The organism is Kribbella sp. NPDC050820 (genome assembly GCF_040653975.1).
Taxonomy (GTDB): Bacteria; Actinomycetota; Actinomycetes; order Propionibacteriales; family Kribbellaceae; genus Kribbella.
Map to the genome: position 1 here is coordinate 34,006 of NZ_JBFAHB010000048.1, position 18,626 is coordinate 52,631.

Sequence of the window (18,626 nt, forward strand, 5' to 3'; positions counted from 1 at the left end):
ATCCGACGCCGATCCGGGCCAGAATGAACGTCATGACCGACAACGGGCGTGGTGAGGACACAGCCGACGTACTGGCGATGCCGCAGACCCCGGATGCGATCGAGCTCCGGCACCTGCGGTCGTTCGTCGCGGTCGCCGAGGAGCTCAACTTCGGCCGGGCGGCCACTCGGCTGTACCTGTCGCAGCCCGCGTTGAGCCGGCAGATCCGGGCTTTGGAGCGGCTCCTCGGCTGCGATCTGCTCCGGCGCTCGACGCATCGGGTGGAGCTGACACTCGCCGGCGAGGCGTTCCTCGACCGGGCCCGGACCCTGCTCGGCGACCTGGACAGCGCGATCGCGACCACCCGCTCGGTCGGTGGCGAGCTGACCAACCGGGTGAACCGGATGTGGGCGCCGCTGGCGGAGGAGGGTTTCGAGGGAGAGGTCGGCCGGATGCGGGCGGCGTACGAGGGGATGCTCGCGCAGGTGGAGCCGCCGGCCGACGTCCCGGTCGTGCCGGTGACCGCCGGAGGGGTTCCGTCCTTGCAGGTGGGTGGTCCGCCGTCGGTGCTGCTGCTCCACGGTGGTGGGTTCGTGCTCGGATCGGCGTACGGCTACCGGGCGCTGGCCGGGGCGTTGGCGGTCAGCACGAGTTCCGGCGTACTCGTGCCTGACTACCGGCTGGCGCCGGAGCACCCCTTCCCCGCCGCTGTGGACGACGCCCGGAACGCGTATCTGTGGATGCTGGAGCAAGGAGTCGCCCCGGAGGAGCTTCTGGTCGCCGGGGACTCGTCGGGTGGCGGGCTGGTGATGTCGCTCCTCCTTCTGCTGCGCGAGCAGGGCCTGCCGCTGCCGGGTGGCGCCGTACTGCTGTGCCCGGGGCTGAACGTGGCCGCGATCCTGGACGGCAGCTCACCGCTTGCCACGCAGGATCAGTTCCAGACGATGGCGCGCGTCACCTCCTGGTACGTCGGTGGGCATCCGCTGGACGATCCGCTGCTGAGCCCTCTGAACGCCGACCTGCACGGCCTGCCGCCGTTGCTGGTCCAGTCGGCCACCGGCGATCCGGTCGGGGACGACATGCGCCGGCTGATCGAGCAGGCGGAGAAATCTGGAGTCGACGTGGTAGCCGAGCTGTATCCGGCCGACACCCACGTGTTCCAGCTCTTCTGGTCGTTCCTGCCCGAGGCGCAGCAGGCGATGACGCGGATCGGTGAGTTCGCCGCCTCGATCAGGGGATCAGCAGATAGAAGCGCAGGTAGTCGTCCTGGATCGGAAGGGTCTGTACGTCGGTGAAGCCGGCGTCGGTGGCGTAGCGGCGCAGCGTTGACGGGCGCATGACTGCTCCCGTTGCCGCGGTCTCGGGGTCGCCCATCGCGTCGGGCAGACACGAGAGGACGCTCCAGCTGTAGTGGTAGCGCTCGATGTCCGAGGCCGGGGCGGTGAACTCGTCCTCGACGAGCTCGTCGACGATCAGGACGGTCCCGTCGGCGGCCAGCATGTCGCGGACGCCTTGGAGCGCCTCGACCGGGCGCGACATGTCGTGCAGGGCCTCGATGACCGTGACCAGGTCATAGCCGGGCGTCTGCTTCAGTTTGGCGGCGTCGACTACCGAGAACGTGACCCGATCGGCGACGCCGGCTTCCTCCGCGTTTTCGCGCGCGGCGGCGACGGCGTCCTCGTCGAGGTCGTAGCCGTCGACAGTGACGCGGGGATAGGCCTGTGCGATGGCGATCGCCGCCCAGCCCGTGCCACAGGCCACGTCGGCCAGCCGGGCCGGTGGGTCGGAGCGCAGCCTGCGGTCGAGCTCGGGGATCGCCGGCAGCCAGGACTTGGCCAGCAGGTTGAGGAACAGCGGCCGGTTCCACTCCGCTCGACCTTCCGGCTCCCAGGGGAGTGGAGGTGGCGCGTCGCCCGTCCGGAAGGCCTCGACCAGCTCGGGCAGCCGGCGGCCGGCGCGGGCGATCTCGACACCCTGGTGCGCCTGGTAGCGAACGTCGTCCGGATCTGCCAGGACCGGGACGAACGCGGGCGGCAGGCTGAACCGCCGTACGGCGGCTTCTGCAGTCGGGTCGTCGACCTCGAGCAGTCCGCTGGCGGCCTGGTGCTCGAGCCACTCGCGGATGTAGCGCTCCGCGGTGCCCGTGCGTTGGGCCAGCTCGGTCGAGGTCGCGGGGCCTTGCTCGGCGAGCGACCGGTACAGGCCGAGGCGTTCGCCGAGGTAGACCGTGTAGATCTCCAGGGCCGCACCGGCGTGGCGGAGCAGTCGATCGGCGAGCGCTTGGCTGTCGTCCGTCGTACCCATGAGGGGATCGTAGTGGCCTGGGTCACGTGACCTGAGTTGTAACTTCGGTTTACAGTTGCTGGTATGAGTCTTGTGGTGAGGAGCCGGCGGGACGCCATCGGAGTCGGGGTGGCGCTGCTGAACCGGCTGGCCAACTCGCGGGCGGTCGACCGGCTGGGACTGCGGAAGCCGGCCGAGCGGGTGGTGTTCGAGGCGACCAAGACCGGATTCCGGACGGCTGGCGCGTTGTCCCGCCGGTTCACCGCGGCGTCGAAGCTGGCCAAGCCGTCCCGGCTGCCCGCGGCCCGCGGCACCGGGCGGTTCGACCTGACGCCGACCGAGGACCAGCAGATGGTGGTCGAGGTCGTGCGCGAGTACGCGGCCGAGGTGCTGCGTCCGGCGGCCGCTTCCGCGGACACGGCGTGCGCGACCGACGCCCAGGTGCTCTCGTCGTCCGCGGACCTCGGCTTGAGCCTGATCGAAGTACCCGAGGAGCTCGGCGGCATCGTCACCGAGCGGTCGGCGATGACCGGCGTACTGGTGGCCGAGGCGATGGCCCACGGTGACATGGGTCAGGCCGTCGCGTGCCTGGCGCCGGCGGCGGTGAGTACGGCGATCTCGCTGTGGGGTGACGAGACGCAGCAGGCGACGTACCTGCCGGCGTTCACCGGGTCGTCGGTGCCGCCGGCCGCGCTGGCGATTCTCGAACCGCGGCCGCTGTTCGATCCGTTCTCGTTGCAGACGACCTTCGCTGGTGGGCGGCTGAGCGGGGTGAAGTCGTTGGTGCCGCGGGGCGCCGAGGCCGAGTTGTTCGTGATCGCGGCTGCGTCGGAGTCCGGTCGGCCGGCGTTGTTCCTGGTGGAGTCCGATCATCCTGGGGTGACGATCGAGGCCGAGCCGTCGATGGGGTTGCGGGCTGCGTCGCTCAGTCGGGTGATCCTGCAGGACGTGCCGGCTGTGCAGTTGGGGACTGTGGAGGACTACGCCGAGTGCGTGCGGCTGTCGCGACTCGGGTGGTGTGCGTTGTCCCTTGGTACGGCGAAGGCGGTGCTCGACTACGTGACGCCGTACGTGAACTCGCGGGTCGCCTTCGGTGAGCCGATCAGCCATCGGCAGTCGGTGGCGTTCATGGTCGCGAACATCGGGATCGAGCTGGAGGGCATGCGGCTGGTGACGTACCGGGCCGGATCGCGCGCGGAACAAGGGCTTCCCTTCGCGCGCGAAGTCGCGCTGGCACGGCGGTTGTGCACGGACAAGGGGATGCAGATCGGGACGGACGGCGTGCAGCTGCTCGGCGGACACGGGTTCGTGAAGGAGCACCCGGTCGAGCGGTGGTACCGCGACCTCCGGGCCATCGGCGTCATGGAAGGTGCGGTGCTGGTCTGATGATCAACCTCGAAACCCCTCGCAAGTTCAGGGCCTTCGTCAACCAGGCGCACCAGGTCGCGGCCGAGATGCTGCGGCCGAACTCGCGCAAGTACGACCTGGCCGAGCACGCCTACCCGGTCGAGCTGGACATGCTCGCCGCGGTGGTCGACGGATTGGGTGCCTCGGGCACCGGTTCGGGCGCCGGGGCCTCCGGCGTACGGCGGTCCGTCGAGGCGGCCGACGGTGTCGTGAACGGGTCGAACATGTCGTCGGTGCTGTCGGTCATGGAGATGTGCTGGGGTGACGTCGGGCTGCTGCTGTCGATGCCGCGGCAGGGACTCGGCAACTCGGCGATCGCGTCGGTGGCGTCGGACGAGCAGCTCCGGCGCTTCGAGGGCGTGTGGGCCGGGATGGCGATCACCGAACCCGACTGCGGATCCGACTCGGCCAACATCCAGACCACGGCGCGGCTCGACGGCGACTCCTACGTGCTGAACGGCGAGAAGATCTTCGTCACCGCCGGCGGCCGCTGCGACGCGGTCGTGGTGTGGGCGACGCTGGACAAGTCGCTCGGCCGCGCTGCGATCAAGTCGTTCGTCGTACCGAAGGACACCCCCGGGATGACGGTCGAACGCCTCGAGCACAAGCTCGGCATCCGCGCCTCCGACACCGCCACGATCCGCTTCGAGGACTGCCGGGTGCCCGCGGCCAACCTGCTCGGCTCGCCCGGCATCGACACCGGCAAAGGCTTCGCCGGCGTCATGCAGACCTTCGACAACACCCGCCCACTCGTCGCCGCGATGGCGGTCGGCGTGGCCCGGGCGTCGCTGGAGCTCACCCGCTCGATGCTGTCCGAGGCCGGCGTCGAGATCGACTACGACCGCCCCGTCCACCTGCAGCCGGCGGCGGCAGCGACGTACCTGACCCTGGAAGCCGATTGGGAAGCCGCCTACCTCCTCACCCTCCAGGCCGCCTGGATGGCCGACAACGGCCGGCCCAACTCCCTCCAGGCCTCCATGGCCAAAGCCAAAGCTGGCCGCACCGCCAACGACATCACCCTCCGCTGCGTAGAACTGACCGCCCCCCTCGGCTACTCCGAACACCACCTCCTCGAAAAATGGTCCCGAGACAGCAAAATTTTGGACATCTTCGAAGGCACCCAACAAATCCAGCAGCTCATCGTCGCCCGCAGACTCCTCGGCAAGACATCTGCTGAGCTGAAATAGCCTTGTTTGCAAGGGATCTGAGTGGACTATCACAGCAGATCGGGACCGCTGTCGAGGTTATCGACTTCCGGGCTCTGATCCGCCCTGCTCCGTGACTGCTCCGTCAACCGCCCGGCAAGTCGCTCCAGTCGTCGGTCGACGCCGGTGACTAGCCAAGTCACATCGCACAGATCACGACTCGGCCGGCCGCGAGTACGCCGCGCGGACCTGCGACGGGTGTCACAGGACTGCTATCTGTACGCAGCCGTATAGATGGGATTACGCTCCATCTATACGCAATCGTATGGATTGGGCGGATATAGATGAGGATTCCGAAGTCGGAGCACACTGCGCGGCCCTGGCGGATCCACGAGATCACGCCGGACTTCACTCTGGAGGACGTCTGGCGGCTGCCGACACCCGGTGGTCCTGACGACCTCCGGCTCTTCGTCGCGGACGTCACGGGCACGAACGACCCGTCGGCAAACTGGGCCTGGCCTGCTCGTGCGCTGTGGACGATCCGCTGGAAGCTCGGCGAGCTGTTCGGCTGGGACGACCCGGAGCACGGCCTGACGACAAGGGTTCCCTCCCTGCGCGATCGGCTGCCGGACGACCTGCGCGACGGGCCGTCGGGGCCGGAGTTCACCGGGCTGTCGTTCTCACCGCTCTACCAGCTGCAGGACGAGTGGGCGGCAGAGATGGCCAACCGGACCATGCATGGGGTGATGCACATCGGGTGGGTGCCGGACGGGGACGGTCGGTACCACGCCCAGATGGCCGTGCTGGTACGGCCGAACGGATTCTTCGGTCGCCTGTACATGTCCGCCATCGCGCCGTTCCGCTACTGGATCGTCTATCCGGCACTGATGCGCGCGATGGAACGCGAATGGGGCAGCGTCGCAGGCGCTGTGAGTCCGGTCCGGTGAGTGGGGCACTCGTCGCGGTCGCGGCGATCATCGTGGCCCTGCTCGGGGGAGCGCATCTGACCTTGCTGTACGCGAGCCCGAAGCTGAGTCCTGACGACGATCTGGGCAAGCGTCTCTCGGTGTCCGTGGTCCCGTTGTCCGACGCGACGAACCTGTTACGGCTGTGGGTCGGGTTCAACGCCAGCCATGCCCTCGGCGCGCTGGTCTTCGGGCTGACTACAGCTATCTCGCCCTCGTGCACGACGAGATGGTGTCCGAATCGCCGTACCTGATCGTGGTCGGTGCAGCCTATCTGCTGGCGATGCTCCTCGCCAGCGTCCGCTACTGGTTCAGCGTGCCAAGTACCGGTCTCGCGCTCGCAACTCTTCTCTACCTCGTCGGTGCCGTGCTGGGCGCGGCTTGATTCTCACGAAATGTCCACTCAGGAAAGGTGTTTGGCGCCATGACACAACCTCTGCGACGCATCGCCGGGTCGGCGCTGTCCGTAACAGTCGTCGCGATCGCCTCGGGACTCACTGCGGCACCGGCTCAGGCAGCTCCCTACTACGCGTACAAGAACGAGCATTCGCGCACCTGTCTGACGGGTGGCAAGACCGGGACGGTGTTCGTCTCGTCCTGTAACGGCAGTTGGTATCAGCAGTGGACGTGGGCGGGCGGCGACGAACAGGGCTACTACCGCCTCAAGAACCGCGCGACCGGCGAGTGCCTCATGACCGACTACAAGAGCCAGGTCAACGCAGTGTGGACGAGTCGCTGCAGCACCGACAACGACGTACGCGGCCAGCTCTGGAGAACCCCCGGCTACATCATCAACCGAGATCTGATCAGCCTGCTGCGGACGAGCCCGACAGCCGGCGCCGTCTACAGCGACAAGAGCGACAGCTCGTTCGACTGGTCGTACTACGAGTGGCACTCGACAACCCCGTAGATGATCGCCGAGGGAGCCGTGACGCCGGCGTCCGGCTCCCTCGCCGTAGAGAGGTCTGCTGATGATCCGCAGCGTGGTCCCGGGCATCCTCGTGCTCGTTCTGGTCGTGATCGGCCTTCTTCACTTCGTCTGGGCGGTCACGCCCTGGCCTTGGCGCGACCAGGTGTCCTTCAGCAAGGCGATCTACGGCAGTGACAGCGGCGACATGCCGCCACCGCTGTTGTCGGCGCTTGTCGGGGTCGCACTGCTCGGCGGTGCGACGCTCACCCTCATGGTCAACGACACCCTTCCCGGGATCGGACCGGACTGGCTCCAACACACGGGCATGTTCGGCCTTGTCCTGGTGATGCTCGGCCGCGGTGTCGGCGGCTATTTCATGAACTCTGGCCGGGCCGCCGAGTTCCGGCGATGGAACTCCATCCTCTACTCACCGCTGTGTCTCGGGCTGTGCCTGCTCGCCACGACAGTTGCTGTAGCAGCGATCGCCCGTTAGCGCTCGCTCGAGATGTGGTTTCGACCAACTCGGCCAGGACCCGGCAGTGGTCCTGCCAGATCTTCACCCTGATCGCCGCTGGGAGCGCCTCTGCTCCCTGGCGCCACGTCTGACCAGATCATCGGTACTGAATGGAGGAACAATGACCAGTCAAGAGCGGCCAAAGGTCGTGGTGCTGGGAGCCGGCTTCGCCGGCGTCCAGGCGATCCGCCAGCTCTCGCGTGCACATGTCGACGTGACCTGGGTGGATCAGCACCCCTACAGCACCTTCCAGCCGTTGCTGTACCAGGTAGCGACCGGTGGCCTGAACGCGGGGGACATCACGTACCCACTGCGGCACCTCAGCGCTCGGCATAAGGTCCGGTTCCGGCGGGCGACCGTGCTCGGCATCGACCGCACGAGCCGGCAGGTGCTGGTCGACGCCGGTGCGCCGATCCCGTACGACTACCTGATCGTCGGCATCGGAACGGTCGCCGATCACTTCGGTGTCCCTGGGGCGGCCGATCACTCGATGTCGATGTACACCCGCACGGATGCGCTCGCCGTACGGGACAGGATCTTCGGCGGACTCGAAAGGCTCGCCGGTCAGTCAGGTCCCGGAGCCGACGAGTTCCACATCGTCGTCGTCGGGGGCGGTGCTACCGGGGTCGAGATGGCTGGTGCGATCGCCGAGCTCAAGCAATCCATGGTGTCCAAGGCGTTCCCGGAGCTTGACGAGTCTCGTGTCAGGGTCACGTTGGTCGAGATGGCCGGCGCTCTCCTGGCACCATTCGACGAACGTCTGCAGGACTACACCTACCGCCAGCTGATCAAGCGCGGCGTCGATGTCCGGCTCACTACGGCGATCTCCTCGGTTCACGAGGACCGTGTCGATCTGAAGGACGGCTCGACCTGGCCGGCGGACCTGGTCGTCTGGGCCGCTGGTATGACCGGCGGCGCGGAGGACGGGTGGGGGCTGCCGACCGGCCGTGGCGGACGAATCGTCGTCGACGACGACCTTCGCGTTCCAGGCCTCGGCACTGTCTTCGCGGTCGGTGACGCGGCGATCAATCCGGCCGATCCGATGGCGCAGCTTGCGCAACCCGCGATGCAGATGGGCAAGCACGCGGCACGCCAGATCGCCAGGCTCGAGCGAGGCAAGGCCGCCCAGCCGTTCCGCTACCGGGACAAGGGCACCATGGCAACCATCGGCAACCGGGCCGCCGTTGTCCAGTTGTCCATCGGGCCCCGGATCACCGGAACCATCGCGTGGGCAACCTGGGTGCTGCTCCACATCTGGTTCCTCCTCGGTGGCCGCAACCGCATCGGAACCCTGGTCAACCTGGCCTACCAGTACCTCCTCTGGCCCCGCCGAACGGGCGCGATCGTCGGCGACATCTCCTCCCTGCCGCCCTCCGCTCACGAGACTCGCAGTACCGCTCGGCAGGAAGTCACCTGACGGCAGTGGCGGCGAGGTGGCTGAGTCGTGCGGAACCGCTGGCGCGGTTCTTGTACTCGGTTCGGACTGGCCTCGGCGCCACTTCGGCAATTCGAGGTCCGACTTGGCATCGAGCCTTGCACGATTTCGCGACGCCGATCGCGGTAGCCGGCATCGATCTCGTACCAGTCGCCGTCGACGATCCGTACCTTGCAGGCCTGGATGTTCTCGGTCCCGCCGGCCACTCCCCTCGAGTCGAAGGCCCAGATCGGTGCGCCGCTCGACGCGTAGCCGAGACCGTCAACAACGAGGAGCAAGAAGCCTGCCGATCGTGAGTCGGTGAAGTGGGCGGCGCGACCAGTGGTGGGGCAGCCGTCACAGCCCGGTGATCTATACGACTCCGTATAGAAAAGTCGGGCTCCATGTATACGCCATCGTATGGAATAGGGCCGCGAGGGCCCTGATTCATTGAGGAGGAGTCCGTTGCGAGATTTCCGGTTTGGATTCAGTGTGCTGGGGATCCGGTCTCGAAAGGAGCTCGTCGAGCAGTGTCGCGCCGCCGAGCGGTACGGCTTCGACATAGTGCTGGCCGCCGACCATTTGGGGATGCCGGCGCCCTTTCCGGTGCTCACCGCCGCGGCTGATGCCACGACTCGGCTGCGTGTTGGCACGTTCGTCCTCAACACCGCGCTGTGGAATCCCCACGTGCTCGCCCGCGAGATCGCCACCGTCGACCGGCTCACCGATGGACGCCTGGAGGTCGGTCTCGGTGCCGGATACGTGCGCTGGGAGAACGAGGAAGCGGGGATCGGATGGGATCGGTTCACCACTCGGACCGACCGGCTGCAGGCGACGATCGATGAGCTCAGCAGGCTTTTCGGAGGCCAGGGGTACGAGCAGCAGCGTTCGCTGCGTGAGATGTTGGATCTGCCGATTCTCGCCCCGCTGCAGTCTCGAGGCTTCGGTGGGCTCGGGCCGCCGCTACTCGTGGGCGGCACCGGCGACACCGTGCTGGAGCTGGCGGCGCGGCAGGCGGACATAGTCAGCATCTCCGGAACCCATCAGATCAAGGGATCGCCGTTGGGTGCGGTCCGGCTCGGCACGGCCCGGGAGACCCAGGAACGGGCGCGGTTCGTGCGGCAGGCGGCGGGGGACCGGTTCCCCGGCATGGATCTGAACACGATCGTGCAGCTGGTCCTCGTGACCGCTGACCGGCGCGCCGCCGCGGAGAAGCTGGTCAGTACTCAGCTTCGGACCTTGACTGTCGACGAGGCCCTCGAAACGCCCCATTTGCTCATCGGGACCGAAGATCAGATCGCTGATCAACTCCAGGAGCGAAGAGAGCAGTACGGCTTCAACTACTTCACGGTCCAGGAACCGTTCATGCACGCCCTCGGCCCCGTCGTCGAGCGCCTGCAGGGGTGATCCCGCTGCACCGTTCCGGCCGTTGACTTCATGGAGGTCATTCGACGCACACGCACGAGAAGCGCCCGACGCTCGCTCGCCTCAGAGGCCTTGTTCGACGGGCCGGCGTGGCCACGGTCGCCGCCGTCGCGATCGTCGCCTCAGTGCCGACAGTGGCGGCCGCCGGAGTCGACACGCCGACAGCGGAGATCAGCAGCTCTGACTGCCCGGCGCTCGACAATCTCTCCGCCCATGGCAGATTCGTAGCGTACGGCGACAGTTTCTGGGTGTACGACGACTGCGCCGACGGCCACTCCGCTCAGCTCCAGGTCGACATCGAGCCGTTCGGCGCCTCGGGCCACTTCGACTGGAAATTCACGACATCGAACGGCGATGGCAGCTACAAGAAGGTCCAGTTCGATCTCCACGAGGGTACCGCGGTGACTGTGCGAGTCTGCATCAGCGAAGGCTCCGTCGCGGTCGCCTGTGGCCGGTGGGAGACAGGAATGGCCTGACGACTCGGCCGATGTCCTGCTGGTCGGGCGTTTGCAGTCCAGTTACGTACGCGAGTGACGCCTTTGACGGCGGGGGCTTCAGTGCCGGGTGATGCGGCCTGTCAGGCGGTTGAAGGCGGCGAGGTAGTCCTTGGGGCGTTCGAAATGTACGAGGTGCCCTGAGCTCACGGTGACGATCTCGGCGTTGGGCAGCAGGTCTGCCGCCCGCGCGGCATCGTCGGTGTCCATGGCGGCCATGAGTACGCCGGCGTCGTTGTAGGACGTCGCGTGGTGGTCCTGCCACCAGGTGGTGTGCATCAGAACGGTAGGCGCGTCGACTGCGGCGAGTGCCACGGCGGTGTCGAACTCGCCGTACCACTGTTCCGTGTCCCAGGCGGCGCCGAAGGCCGGATCGTAGTGAACAAGTCCCTCGAAGTAGACGTTGATCAACGGCGGCAGGAACCAGATCCGCAACGGCTGGCCCGGGTGGCGGTCGATCCAGCGCAGGGAGTACTTGGTGAGCGGACGGTCGAACGGTCCGAAGAAGGCGAAGTAGTTGCTGTGCTCCACGTAGTAGCGCTGGAAGCTCGTGTGTGGGCGCTCCCGGACGTAGGCGGCGGCGATCCGGTGGAGTGTTCCCCCGGTGGTCTTCTCGCCCCTAGGGAGGACCGAGGAGAACAGGGGAGGGTCCTCCAGGAGCAGGCCGCGGACCAGGTCGGGTCGGTTGGCGGCGATCCAGAGTGCGAGCAGTCCGCCTGAAGAGTGGCCGGAAACGATCGCCGCTCGTCCAACGACCTGATGGATGGTCTCCGCGAGCACAACCCCGATGTCCGCGAGCGTGTACGACGACGGCGGTAGCGTGGCTGAGGCTCCGTGGCCGGGGATGTCGATCGCGAAGACGTGATGCTCTGCCCCCAGCGCGGGCAGCACCCGCCGGTGGTCCTGCCACCTGGACCCCTGACCGTGCAGCAGCACGACGGCCGGCCCGTTGCCGGGGCCCTCGGCGACGTTGATCGTCCGCTCCCCGACCCGGACCTGGCGCTCGGTCAGCGGATCCGGGCCGTGAGTGTTCGTCGGACTCGGCATGGTTGGCTCCTGGTCGTCACTCTGCCGCGTGGGGGTGCGGCCGTGGGCTGGTCTTCGCAGTCAGTGCCACGATGAAGGCAACGACTGCGACGGAGAACGTCGCGACTGGCGGTCCGGGGATCAACGCCAAGGCGAGGGTGAGCGTGCAGGCGGTGGCGATCAGTGCGACGACACCGAAGGGCCGCAGTTGATGCGCTTGGGTTTTGAGTGCTTGCGTGATCATGAGCAGGAGGAGCCCGACGACGATCATCGCGAGACCCATCGCCAGGCTGACACCCCGATTCACGGACTCCGCGTTCATGGAGATGGGGCCTATCTCGATGACTGAGCCGCGCATGGTCTCGTTGAGTTCGGGATCGCCCGGGAGGGCGAATTCGAGGACGTCGTGCACGAAGCCGGTGAAGATCCAGGCGGCTGCGCCAACTCGCATTGCTGTCAACTGCATCCGGGTATCAGCTCCCTTGTCAGTGGCCGGACGGTTCGCCCTGGTGGTTCCGCGGAAGCATCATACATTCGTACGCGTATGTATGTTAATCTGGTATCGCCGCTCCGGAGTGAGATTGAACAGAAGGGGAGCATGCCGAATCCGACCAGCCCGTCCGGAAGTCGCCGCCGCACACAGGCGGAGCGCGTCGAGTTGACGCGGAGCCGCCTGCTGGAGTCGGCGGCGCGAGGATTCTCCACCGACGGTTACGCCAACGTTCGCCTGGACGACATCGCCCGCGAGGCGGGCTACACCCGCGGCGCGGTCTACCACCTGTTCGCCAACAAGGAGGAGCTCGCGCTGGCGGTGGTCGAATGGGTCGGGAGTACCTGGCGCGCCGAGGTGGGGGAGCCGGCCGAGGAGATCGCCGACCCGGCCGAGCGGTTGCTGTGGACCGCGCGGGCTCACGCCAGATACTGCCGCCGGGACATCGCCGCGGTCCTGATGAGCCTGCGCATCGAGTTCGCTGACCGCGATCATCCCGTCGGAGCGGCACTCAGCGGAATGATCGAGCCGTTGAAGGAGGAACTGGTGAAACTCATCACCCGCGGACGCCGGGCCGGCAGCATCCCGCCAGGCCCCTCCCCTCGCGCCCTCGCCGCGGCCTACCTCGGCGTCCTCGAAGGGGTCACGACCGCGGTCCGCGGTGACTCGCAGGATCAGGAGATCACGGAGCGAGCGGTACGCGGACTGCTCGGGCTTCCGCCTCGATGAAGGCGATCCATGGCAACCTCGTCCTCGGGGCGACCTGCGCTCCTGCGCGAGCGCCACGACGACCTGCTCGGGCGGGGAGGGAGTTCGATCGAGTGCCGAACCCGACGTAGCTCTCGGCTAGTGGGGCACGCCCTCGTCGAGGATGCGACCACCTACAGCGGGCCGGCAGAGCTCCTGTCAGCGGCGGTGGCGATGCGCAGCCGGAGTTGTACGCCGACTACGCGCCGATGACTGAAAGCGGCGGGGCGAGGAGGTCTTCGTGCCGACGAACGCGGCAGCATCGGTTTCGCGCCACCGTCTCGCCTGTCGATGCCGAGCGACTCCTCATGGCCCTTGAAGGCTTCCGAACCACCTGACGCGATACCCGTTCCACAGGGTCCGGCCGACCGGGGGCCTGTTGGGGTGACAGTCAGACAGTTGAGGATGTTCATCCCGCCGGCGGGGACGTGGAGTATCACGGCCAGGCCGCTGATCCGGCCGCAGGTCCAGATACGTCACATCGTCGTCGCGCCAGGAGCCCCGCGGGGTTGTCCCGCAGATTGATCAGATGCAGCACCGCTCGGCCGAGCGCTGTTGCACCGCCGTCCAACCGGCTCTGCCCGACCGGTGGAGCTTCCCGCGACCCGCGTCGTCGTGGCGCGGGCAGCCGGGGCGAGCACGGCTCAGTCCGTGGCGTTGCCGCGCGGTGCGCCTTCCTCTTCGCGGTGACGTGCGAGTTCGTATTCGGTGAAGGCCTGGATCATCGCGCGCCAGATGGCTTCGGCGACATCGGGCGACAAACCCGCGGCGGTGGCACGCCTCCGGGCGGCTTGAATCACCGCATCGGCGCGGTCGGGTGCGCGAACGGCGTGCTCGTCCTTCTTGAAGGCCGCGGCGGCGCGCACCAAGTCCTGACGCCTGGCCAGCAGATCGGTCAACTGCTCGTCCAGCTCGTCAATGCGGCCGCGGATCTCAGCGAGCGAGCTCAACTCGGACACGGAACCCCAATCTCTGGGCAGCTTCGGCGCTACGTTGGCGATGACGTCACCGTAGCCAGTTGGTGAGTTCCGGGACGAAGCGGGTCTTGCCTTTCCCTGGGCGGTTGGGAGGTGAGGTCGGAGGGGCGGGACCAGAAGTCGTGTTCGCCGCGCAGGCTGAGTGTGCGGGCTCGGATCCGGTGGGCGTTCCAGAGTTGGGTGCCGTTGGCAAGTTGTGGCTGTCGGCCATCGCGCCGGTCGGGGGCGTGGAAACTCGGTGGTTCTCGGTCGGTGGAGATCGGACCGCTAGCGAATGCTTCGTCGGTGTGACTGTGCAACGCGTGGGTCACGCCATCGTGCTGTTCCTGCGTACTCTCGGTCCCGGCTTGTACGACGAGATCACCGCAGCGTGCAGGCGCGGCGACTTTGCGCCCACCGTCACGCCGGAGGCAGATCAACTGCAGACCATCGTCGGCCCGGTCGCCGCGGGCTGCGGAGTCAGCATCCTGCCGGCTCGACGGCCCAACCGAGGCCGGAAGTGGTCATCCCACTGGCCCGCCTGGTGGACCTTTGCGATCGTGCTCCCGAAACAGAACCCATCCGCCGCGGCAATCAACTTCGCTGCACGGGCGAAGGCCTCACACGCTAACCGTCGGATGACACGGGGTTGATCACCCGCTGGAGTGCGGCGCGGAATCGTGGTCGTCCCCTCAGCGACACTTCGTCGCCGACTCGACGGCGGCGCCCAGTCCCGCGCCGATCGCCACGCCGAAGGTGAGCGTCAGGCCGAGGGTGTCGACCACCAACAGACCGATGCACACACACCAAGACACACGCCGACGGCTATACCGATCCCCGGCGGCGAATCGTTCCGGTGCCGCTCATGGCGCCTGCCGGCCCAGTTTCATCTGCGGGCGCTTGCGGTCGAGCAGCAGGTCGGCCGCGCGGGCGATGACCTCGGCCCGGGTGCGGGGGCCGTGCTCGGCGGCGAGGAAGTGTTCGCCGATGGCGACGCAGAACGCCATCAGGCTGCGGGCCTCGACCTCGTCCGGGTCGGTACAGAAGGTGCCGATCATCTCGCGCAGCAGGTCCATCCGGCGGTTGTCCACCCGGGTCAACCGCGCGGCAACCGCGGGGTCTCGGCGCGCCCAGTCGCGGACCGCGAGATCGATGGGCCGCAGCCGCTCGTCGGAGAAGGTCAGGACGCCGGCCCGCTGGATCTTGGTCTTCGGGTCGCCGCCTTCCTGGTGCACACGGTCGATCACCTCGTCGATGCTCTCCCGCTCCCAGGTGTCCAGCATCTCTTCGAGCAGGGCGTTGCGGTCGGCGAAGAAGCCGTAGAAGCCACCCTTGGTGACGCCGAGGTTCTTCGCCAGCGTCTCGATCCGGACCGCGTCCGGCCCACCGTTGCCGAGGACCCGCAGCCCCTCCTCGATCCAGCGCTCGCGCGGCGTCCGCGTCGTCGCACCCATACCGCGCTCCACCTCACCTTTCGCCGTCTCCACATCGCATTGTCAGCTAACTATACGACATCGTATAGATCGCGCGGTCCGCGAGTGGTTCGAAGGCCCTGTACGACCAGTCCGGTGGGTCGCGGCGGGCTGGAACCGGCTCGGTCCTGCTCCGTGACTGCTCCGTCGAACGCTGACAATCATCGGTCATCGGTGGCTGTCGATGAGTAGTAGACGTGCAGGTCAGATGCGAAATCGGCGGTGTTGACCCGGTCACGCAGCTCAGCACCACCGAGATCTTGGACTCTTCGAAGGCACCCAGCAGATCCAACAACTCATCGTGGCGCGCAGACTCCTCGGAAAGACCTCGGCCGAGCTCAAGTAGATACAACTGCGCCGGCTCGCCTGGATCAGGGTGGGGGAGCGGTGGTGCGGCGGGGGATGAGGGTGGGGGAAAGCTTGATCTGGGTGGTGGGTCGGTGGCGGTCGGTGATGCGGTCCTGGAGAAGGCGGGCCGCGTTGGCGCCGATGTGGTGGCCGGCCTGGTCGACGCTGGTGAGGGAGACCTGGCCGAGGGCGGCAAAGGTGGTGTTGTCGTAGCCTGCGAGGGAGATGTCGCCGGGGACGGAGAGGCCGGCTTCGGCGAGCGCGTCCAGGACGCCCATCGCGGTGAAGTCGGAGCCGGCGAAGATCGCGGTGGGGCGTTGCGGCCGGGCGAGGAGTTGCTGCGCGCCGAGGTAGCCGCCTTCTTGGGTGTAGGTGGTGGAGACGATGTTGATCTGGTCGGCGAGGTTGTGGGCGTGCATTGCCTGCCGGTAGCCGTCGGCTCGGACGGCGTTCGGCATCTCGATGAGGCGGATGGGGTCGGTCTCGTGGTGTTCGATATGGGCGATCCGGCGGTGACCGAGTCCGGTCAGGTGATCGATGACGAGAGCGGCGCCGGCGAGGTCGTCGTCGGTGACCGTGTCGTAGGCGGCGGAGGGTCCGTGCCGGCCGATGACGACGGTCGGCACCAGGCCGGCGATGCGCTCGAGGTGCGAGCGGGGTGAGACCGGCGCGATCAGGACCAGGCCGTCCATGCCGCGGTCGACCATCGCCTCGGTGACGCGGGCCTCGGCGGCGACCCCGTTGCAGCCCGGGCCGAGCAGGACCTGGTAGTCGGTGTCCTGGAACGAATCGGTGATGCCGTCGAGGATCTCGGGGAAGAACGGGTTGCGGATGTCGGGCAGCATGACGCCGATCGTGTAGGTCTGGCCGCGCATACCCCGGGCCGCGGCGTACGGCCGGTAGCCCAGCTCCTCGATCGCCTTGCGCACCTTCGCGCGCATGGTCGGACTGGTGCCGTAGGCGTTGCGCAGCACCTTGGAGACCGCAGTCGTCGACACCTTCGCGTGCTGTGCGACATCGACGATGGTGACTCGTCGCGGCGGTGTGACCGGCTCCATCGGTTCTCCCTCGATGTTGGGCAACGTTGCCTGATGAGTGTAGGTGACCGAATGCGGCAAATCGCCAGGTCGCAGCGCCGACATCTTGACGCCCCGGAACGGCGGCTCTTACAGTCGCAGCAAGATTTGTAAAACGTTACCCACTCCCTGACGCGCAGGCCGCAGGCGGTCTCCGGCGGCTTTTTGAAACGTTTCATGAAGGCGGGATCCAGCACGTGACCATTGCCCCGAGTAAGTACCAGGCGAAGTCGGCGTCCGCGCCGCGCGGCCGCCGCGAGCGCAACCCTCCGGTCCGCCGGCGGACCGCGCCGCCGTGGTGGTTCGCGCTGCCCGCGATGGTGCTCTTCGCCTTCGGCGTTCTGATCCCGAGCGCGCGCGGCGTGTACTACGCCTTCACCGACTGGAACGGTCTCGATCCGGACTTCGCGTTCGTCGGCCTGGACAACTTCGCGGAACTCTGGCGTGATCCGGACGCACGCCAGGCGGTCTGGCACACGCTCGTGATCGCCGTGTCGATCACGATCATCCAGAACGGCTTCGGCCTGCTCCTGGCACTCGGCGTCAACTCGGCCATCAAGTCGCGCAACGTGCTGCGGGTCTTCCTGTTCGCTCCGGCGGTGGTGACCCCGATCGTGACGGCCTACCTGTGGCGAAACCTGCTCGGCCCGGACGGTGCGGTCAACAGCCTGCTCGGCGCGGTCGGCCTGGATTCGTGGCGGCAGGACTGGCTGGGTGATCCGCAGCTCGCGTTGTGGTCGATCGTCGCGGTGATCGTCTGGCAGTTCGGCGGCTACTCGATGGTGATCTTCCTGGCCGGGTTGCAGTCGGTGCCGCAGGAGATCTACGAGGCCGCGGACATGGACGGGGCCGGTCCGGTACGACGGTTCTGGTCGGTCACCCGGCCGCTGCTCGCGCCGGCGTTCACCATCAACCTGATGTTGTCGATCATCGGCGGGATCAAGCTGTTCGACCAGGTCTACGCGCTCACCGGCGGCGGCCCCGGGCACGCCACGGACACCATCTCGACGTTGATCTACAAGGACGCCTTCACGCTCGGGGAGTTCGGCTACAGCATCGCGCTCGCGGTCGTCCTCACCATCATCGTGGCGATCGCCGCCAGCGGTCAGTACGTCGTACTGGCCCGCAACGAGAGGGCGGCATCGTGAAGCGGCGCTACCGATTCCGGACCTTTGGCCTGGAACTGGTCATGGTCGGGGTGGCCCTCGTGGTCGGGTTCCCGATCTACGTCCTGGTCAACCTGGCGGTCCGGGCGCCGTCGGACACGTCGTCACCGATCCGTCCGACGTCCTCGCCGACCTTCGACAACTTCAGCCAGGCCTGGCAGCAGGGCGCACTCGGTGGTGCGCTGATGAACAGTGTGCTGGTGACGGTCGTGAGCGTCGTGATCGTGCTGGCGGTCTCGTCGCTGGCCGCATATCCGTTGGCGAGGGCAACGGCACGCTGGTCGCGCGTGACGTTCCTGCTCATCATGCTCGGCCTCGTGCTGCCGTTCCAGCTTGCCGCGTTGCCGCTGTACCAGACGATGCGGGACCTCGGGCTGCTCGGCACAGCGTGGGCGCTGATCCTGTTCTACGCCGGGTTGCAGGTGCCGTTCACGACGTTCCTCTACATCGGCTTCCTGCGGGCGTTGCCGCGCGACTTCGAGGACGCCGCGCTGATCGACGGCTGCACGCCGCTGCAGGGTTTCCGGTACGTCGTCTTCCCGATGCTCAAGCCGATCACGGTCACCGCGCTGGTGCTCAACGCGGTGTCGGTCTGGAACGACTTCTTCACCCCGCTGCTGTACCTCAGCGGCAGCACCCAGCAGACCATGCCGGTCGCGATCGCCGGCTTCGTCGGCCAGTACGTCACCGACTGGAACCTCATCTTCGCCGCCTTGGCGATCAGCATCGTCCCGATCCTGGCCGTCTACTTCGCGCTGCAGCGCAGCATCATCAGCGGCTTCGCGGGCGGGCTCAAGGGATGACACTCA

The 18,626-nt window shown here is 67.3% G+C and carries 21 protein-coding genes; 15 read left to right on the forward strand and 6 right to left on the reverse strand.

Going from position 1 to position 18,626, the window contains the following annotated elements; all coding sequences use genetic code 11:
- The first annotated feature begins 32 nt into the window (after positions 1-32).
- Complete coding sequence (locus AB0H36_RS31980; RefSeq protein ID WP_360531999.1) at positions 33-1,274, forward strand: alpha/beta hydrolase fold domain-containing protein; 1,242 nt, start codon at positions 33-35, stop codon at positions 1,272-1,274.
- On the opposite strand, the gene AB0H36_RS31985 is transcribed toward AB0H36_RS31980, so the two are convergent.
- Positions 1,210-2,283 carry a methyltransferase domain-containing protein gene (locus AB0H36_RS31985; RefSeq protein ID WP_360532002.1) on the reverse strand — a complete coding sequence of 358 codons (1,074 nt, stop codon included), beginning with the start codon at positions 2,281-2,283 and terminating at the stop codon, positions 1,210-1,212. The genes AB0H36_RS31980 and AB0H36_RS31985 overlap by 65 nt on opposite strands.
- A gap of 63 nt (positions 2,284-2,346) precedes the next feature.
- On the opposite strand from AB0H36_RS31985, the gene AB0H36_RS31990 reads away from it, so the two are divergent.
- From AB0H36_RS31990 to AB0H36_RS32035, 10 genes are all read left to right on the forward strand, one after another.
- Positions 2,347-3,648, forward strand: coding sequence for an acyl-CoA dehydrogenase family protein (locus AB0H36_RS31990; RefSeq protein WP_360532005.1), 1,302 nt, complete (start codon positions 2,347-2,349; stop codon positions 3,646-3,648).
- Entirely contained in the window at positions 3,648-4,856 is a 1,209-nt protein-coding gene (locus tag AB0H36_RS31995) for an acyl-CoA dehydrogenase family protein (protein WP_360532008.1), read from the forward strand. The genes AB0H36_RS31990 and AB0H36_RS31995 overlap by 1 nt, the downstream gene beginning before the upstream one ends.
- Before the next feature lie 302 nt (positions 4,857-5,158).
- On the forward strand, positions 5,159-5,761 hold the full coding sequence (locus AB0H36_RS32000; RefSeq protein ID WP_360532011.1) for a DUF2867 domain-containing protein: 603 nt from the start codon (positions 5,159-5,161) through the stop codon (positions 5,759-5,761).
- A complete protein-coding gene (locus tag AB0H36_RS32005) occupies positions 5,758-6,033 on the forward strand; it encodes a hypothetical protein (RefSeq protein WP_360532014.1) in 276 nt (91 codons plus the stop codon). Before AB0H36_RS32000 ends, AB0H36_RS32005 begins: the two co-directional genes overlap by 4 nt.
- A complete protein-coding gene (locus AB0H36_RS32010) occupies positions 5,997-6,164 on the forward strand; it encodes a hypothetical protein (RefSeq protein ID WP_360532017.1) in 168 nt (55 codons plus the stop codon). Before AB0H36_RS32005 ends, AB0H36_RS32010 begins: the two co-directional genes overlap by 37 nt.
- A 39-nt stretch (positions 6,165-6,203) precedes the next feature.
- Entirely contained in the window at positions 6,204-6,689 is a 486-nt protein-coding gene (locus AB0H36_RS32015) for an RICIN domain-containing protein (protein WP_360532020.1), read from the forward strand.
- Positions 6,690-6,750: 61 nt separating this feature from the next.
- Positions 6,751-7,182 carry a DUF3995 domain-containing protein gene (locus tag AB0H36_RS32020; protein WP_360532023.1) on the forward strand — a complete coding sequence of 144 codons (432 nt, stop codon included), beginning with the start codon at positions 6,751-6,753 and terminating at the stop codon, positions 7,180-7,182.
- Between the two features lie 142 nt (positions 7,183-7,324).
- Positions 7,325-8,620 carry an NAD(P)/FAD-dependent oxidoreductase gene (locus AB0H36_RS32025; RefSeq protein ID WP_360532026.1) on the forward strand — a complete coding sequence of 432 codons (1,296 nt, stop codon included), beginning with the start codon at positions 7,325-7,327 and terminating at the stop codon, positions 8,618-8,620.
- A gap of 462 nt (positions 8,621-9,082) precedes the next feature.
- On the forward strand, positions 9,083-10,024 hold the full coding sequence (locus AB0H36_RS32030; protein WP_360532029.1) for a TIGR03621 family F420-dependent LLM class oxidoreductase: 942 nt from the start codon (positions 9,083-9,085) through the stop codon (positions 10,022-10,024).
- A 107-nt stretch (positions 10,025-10,131) separates the two neighbouring features.
- The gene (locus AB0H36_RS32035; RefSeq protein ID WP_360532032.1) at positions 10,132-10,518 is read left to right on the forward strand and encodes a hypothetical protein; all 387 of its coding nucleotides are present in this window, start codon (positions 10,132-10,134) and stop codon (positions 10,516-10,518) included.
- A 78-nt stretch (positions 10,519-10,596) separates the two neighbouring features.
- Here AB0H36_RS32035 and AB0H36_RS32040 read toward each other — a convergent pair whose 3' ends face one another.
- Positions 10,597-11,583 (reverse strand): alpha/beta fold hydrolase, encoded by a 987-nt coding sequence (locus AB0H36_RS32040; protein ID WP_360532035.1) that lies wholly within the window; start codon positions 11,581-11,583, stop codon positions 10,597-10,599.
- Between the two features lie 16 nt (positions 11,584-11,599).
- Positions 11,600-12,028 carry a hypothetical protein gene (locus AB0H36_RS32045; protein WP_360532038.1) on the reverse strand — a complete coding sequence of 143 codons (429 nt, stop codon included), beginning with the start codon at positions 12,026-12,028 and terminating at the stop codon, positions 11,600-11,602.
- Positions 12,029-12,160: 132 nt separating this feature from the next.
- Here AB0H36_RS32045 and AB0H36_RS32050 point away from each other — a divergent pair, with 132 nt between their 5' ends.
- Positions 12,161-12,781: a TetR/AcrR family transcriptional regulator gene (locus tag AB0H36_RS32050; protein ID WP_360532040.1), complete on the forward strand. Its 621-nt coding sequence runs from the start codon at positions 12,161-12,163 to the stop codon at positions 12,779-12,781.
- A 662-nt stretch (positions 12,782-13,443) separates the two neighbouring features.
- Here the strand turns inward: AB0H36_RS32050 and AB0H36_RS32055 are convergent.
- The gene (locus AB0H36_RS32055; protein ID WP_360532043.1) at positions 13,444-13,758 is read right to left on the reverse strand and encodes a chorismate mutase; all 315 of its coding nucleotides are present in this window, start codon (positions 13,756-13,758) and stop codon (positions 13,444-13,446) included.
- 335 nt (positions 13,759-14,093) lie between these two features.
- Between AB0H36_RS32055 and AB0H36_RS32060 the strand changes: the two genes are divergently transcribed.
- Positions 14,094-14,408 carry a LysR substrate-binding domain-containing protein gene (locus AB0H36_RS32060; protein ID WP_360532121.1) on the forward strand — a complete coding sequence of 105 codons (315 nt, stop codon included), beginning with the start codon at positions 14,094-14,096 and terminating at the stop codon, positions 14,406-14,408.
- 210 nt (positions 14,409-14,618) lie between these two features.
- Here the strand turns inward: AB0H36_RS32060 and AB0H36_RS32065 are convergent, their stop codons facing one another.
- Both AB0H36_RS32065 and AB0H36_RS32070 read right to left on the reverse strand, forming a co-directional pair.
- On the reverse strand, positions 14,619-15,209 hold the full coding sequence (locus tag AB0H36_RS32065; RefSeq protein WP_360532046.1) for a TetR/AcrR family transcriptional regulator: 591 nt from the start codon (positions 15,207-15,209) through the stop codon (positions 14,619-14,621).
- A gap of 389 nt (positions 15,210-15,598) precedes the next feature.
- Positions 15,599-16,633 carry a LacI family DNA-binding transcriptional regulator gene (locus tag AB0H36_RS32070; protein ID WP_360532049.1) on the reverse strand — a complete coding sequence of 345 codons (1,035 nt, stop codon included), beginning with the start codon at positions 16,631-16,633 and terminating at the stop codon, positions 15,599-15,601.
- A gap of 215 nt (positions 16,634-16,848) precedes the next feature.
- On the opposite strand from AB0H36_RS32070, the gene AB0H36_RS32075 reads away from it, so the two are divergent.
- A complete protein-coding gene (locus AB0H36_RS32075) occupies positions 16,849-17,799 on the forward strand; it encodes a sugar ABC transporter permease (RefSeq protein WP_360532052.1) in 951 nt (316 codons plus the stop codon).
- A complete protein-coding gene (locus AB0H36_RS32080) occupies positions 17,796-18,620 on the forward strand; it encodes a carbohydrate ABC transporter permease (protein ID WP_360532055.1) in 825 nt (274 codons plus the stop codon). Before AB0H36_RS32075 ends, AB0H36_RS32080 begins: the two co-directional genes overlap by 4 nt.
- Positions 18,621-18,626: the final 6 nt, after the last annotated feature.

Coding starts and splice junctions, on each gene's coding strand:
- AB0H36_RS31980 (WP_360531999.1), top strand. CDS start 33: ATGACCGACAACGGGCGTGGTGAGGACACAGCCGACGTACTGGCGATG.
- AB0H36_RS31985 (WP_360532002.1), bottom strand. CDS start 2,283: ATGGGTACGACGGACGACAGCCAAGCGCTCGCCGATCGACTGCTCCGC.
- AB0H36_RS31990 (WP_360532005.1), top strand. CDS start 2,347: ATGAGTCTTGTGGTGAGGAGCCGGCGGGACGCCATCGGAGTCGGGGTG.
- AB0H36_RS31995 (WP_360532008.1), top strand. CDS start 3,648: ATGATCAACCTCGAAACCCCTCGCAAGTTCAGGGCCTTCGTCAACCAG.
- AB0H36_RS32000 (WP_360532011.1), top strand. CDS start 5,159: ATGAGGATTCCGAAGTCGGAGCACACTGCGCGGCCCTGGCGGATCCAC.
- AB0H36_RS32015 (WP_360532020.1), top strand. CDS start 6,204: ATGACACAACCTCTGCGACGCATCGCCGGGTCGGCGCTGTCCGTAACA.
- AB0H36_RS32020 (WP_360532023.1), top strand. CDS start 6,751: ATGATCCGCAGCGTGGTCCCGGGCATCCTCGTGCTCGTTCTGGTCGTG.
- AB0H36_RS32025 (WP_360532026.1), top strand. CDS start 7,325: ATGACCAGTCAAGAGCGGCCAAAGGTCGTGGTGCTGGGAGCCGGCTTC.
- AB0H36_RS32040 (WP_360532035.1), bottom strand. CDS start 11,583: ATGCCGAGTCCGACGAACACTCACGGCCCGGATCCGCTGACCGAGCGC.
- AB0H36_RS32045 (WP_360532038.1), bottom strand. CDS start 12,028: ATGCAGTTGACAGCAATGCGAGTTGGCGCAGCCGCCTGGATCTTCACC.
- AB0H36_RS32050 (WP_360532040.1), top strand. CDS start 12,161: ATGCCGAATCCGACCAGCCCGTCCGGAAGTCGCCGCCGCACACAGGCG.
- AB0H36_RS32065 (WP_360532046.1), bottom strand. CDS start 15,209: ATGGGTGCGACGACGCGGACGCCGCGCGAGCGCTGGATCGAGGAGGGG.
- AB0H36_RS32070 (WP_360532049.1), bottom strand. CDS start 16,633: ATGGAGCCGGTCACACCGCCGCGACGAGTCACCATCGTCGATGTCGCA.